The sequence below is a fragment of the Serratia sp. H1w genome (assembly GCF_000633355.1).
Taxonomy (GTDB): Bacteria; Pseudomonadota; Gammaproteobacteria; order Enterobacterales; family Enterobacteriaceae; genus Chania.
Window position 1 is genome coordinate 1 of the sequence record NZ_AYMQ01000181.1, and the last position, 2505, is coordinate 2505.

Genomic DNA, 2505 nt, shown 5'->3' on the forward strand with positions numbered 1-2505 from the left:
TCTGACTATGTCAGCTTCCAGCGCCGCAGCCTGGCAGGTGAACAGCATCAGCAGAACCTGGCCTGGTGGCAGAAGAAGCTGAAAGATCTGCCGCGCCTGTCGCTGCCGATAGCGAAAAATACCCTGTCGCCCAGCCATAACGGGGATGCGGTGCGCATCGACATTAACCGGGCGCTGACAGAGCAGGTGCGCCGCTTCAGTCAGCAAAACAGTTGTACGGTGTTTGTCACCCTGCTCAGTGCCTGGGCCTGTACGCTGTACCGCTATTCCGGCCAGACGGATTTCGGTATCGGTACGCTTTCCGCCGGGCGTGAAAACAGTGATTTTGACGAGGTGCAGGGCTTCTTTGTCAACACTCTGGTGTTGAGGCCAGCCCTGGCCGCCGGCATGAGCTTTGCTGAGCTGGTCAATGTGATGAGCCTGGAAGTGCTGGAGTCACTGCGCCGCCAGGATACGGAGTTCAGTGAAATTGCGGCAGGCTTCACCGGCTCGCGCAGCCTGGATCTTAATCCGCTGGTGCAGGCCAGCTTTGATTTTAATATCTATCCCGCGGCACATACCGAAGACGATTTCGGTTGTGAGTGGCTGGACTTTGAGCGTGGCGATGCCGGGGTAGATGGCACGGCAAAATTCAACTTAGGCCTGTCGCTGCTGGAAAAAAGCGGTGGCATTGTCGGCACACTGGAGTTTGCCGTCGATCTGTTCGACCGTGGCAGCGTGGAAAACCTGGTAGAGCAGTTCCTCGTGCTGCTGGACGGCGCGACGGCGCAGCCCGCCACGGGGTTGGCGCACCTGCCAATGTTGAACCCGGAGCTGCGGGATGGGCAACCGGCAGAGGCCAGTTTCGACATTAGTTGCCCCGTCTACCAGCTGATTGAACAGGCGGCGCGGAACTATCCGCAGCGCACCGCGGTCTCCTTCGGCGACGAGTCGTTGAGCTATGAGGCGTTCCAGCGCGAGACCGATCGGGTGTCCCGCTGCCTGCTGGCCCAGGGGGTGACACGCGGCAGCGTGGTCGGGGTGTACCTTGACCGTTCGCCACTGGCGATTGTGGCGGTGGTGGCGATTATGCAGGCGGGGGCGGTCTACCTGCCGCTGGATGTCACCTACCCGGCGGCGCGTCTGGCGTACATCGTGGAGAACGCCGGCTGTGAATACATCGTTGCCGGCCCCCAGGCTGGGCAGGCGGCCGCGTGGTTCAGCGGGCAGTTGCTCGCGACGGATGGCGAGGGAGCAGTACAACCTGCCAGCGGTGCGGTGTCTGGCGATCCTCTGGCGTACATGATTTACACCTCCGGTTCGACCGGGAAGCCGAAGGGGGTTGAAGTGCCGCACAGTTGCCTGACCAACCTGATCCTGCACTACGCGGAGAGCCTGGCAGTGTCAGAGCAGGACCGGCTGCTGGGCGTGACGCCGTTCTCGTTTGATATTTCGATACTGGAGATCTTCCTGCCGCTGGTGTGCGGTGCTGAACTGCGGCTGTTGAGCCGCGAGCAGTCCCGCAACGCCGAAGAGCTGCTGCGTGAGACGGCGCAGGTGACGCTGATGCAGGCGACACCGGCAACGTGGCACCTGCTGGCAGAAGCCGGTTGGGCAGGCAATCCGCGGCTGAAGGCGTTGTGCGGGGGCGAAGCGCTGACGCTGACGCTGGCGAAGGTGCTGGCAGCACGGACGGGCGAGGCATGGAACTGTTACGGTCCGACGGAGACCACCATCTGGTCGGCGTCGTGGCGGATTGACCCGTCGCGGGGGAGCGTGACGATAGGTGATGCCATCACCAATACCCGGCTGTACGTGCTGGATGACCATATGCAACCGGTGGCGAAGGGAATTCCGGGGGAGCTGTATATCGGCGGTAGCGGGGTGGCAGCGGGTTACGTCAACGCGCCGGCGCTGACGGCGGAACGCTTTATTCCGTCACCGTTTGTTACTTCAGAGCGTTTGTACCGCACGGGTGATCGGGTACGGCGGGGTCATGACGGGATGATTGAATATGTCGAGCGCATTGACTTCCAGCTGAAAATCAACGGCTACCGGGTAGAGGTGAGCGAGATAGAGTCGGTACTGGAACAGCACGCAAAAGTGAGCCGCAGCGTGGTGGTTCCGGTGACGCAGGGCAGCGAAACGCGGCTGGCCTGCTACTACATCGCGGCCGGGGAAGCGGCGGGGGAGTGGGAACTGTATGACTTCCTGAAGGGCTGTCTGCCAGAATATATGCTGCCATCAGTCTACCGTGCGGTGGCGGCGTTTCCGCTGTCGGGCAGCAGGAAAGTGGATCGTAAGGCACTGGCCGCGCTGCCGCTGAATGACAGCACGGTAGTGGAGGTGAATGATGGCGGAAATGAGTCGGAAGCCGTAATGGTGGCGATCTGGGAGGATATCCTGGAGAGTAAAACGATAGATCGGCGCAGAAGTTTCTTTGAGCAGGGCGGCAACTCGCTGAAGCTGCTTATGTTGCAAAAGGGGATGAAGAAAGCCTTCGGGAAAAATATCACCATCGCTGAG

At 61.0% G+C, this 2505-nt stretch carries 1 protein-coding gene; it reads left to right on the forward strand.

The features are described 5' to 3' along the window. A partial coding sequence (locus U869_RS0128410; RefSeq protein ID WP_025123823.1) for an amino acid adenylation domain-containing protein occupies window positions 1–2505 on the forward strand: 2505 nt, incomplete at both ends.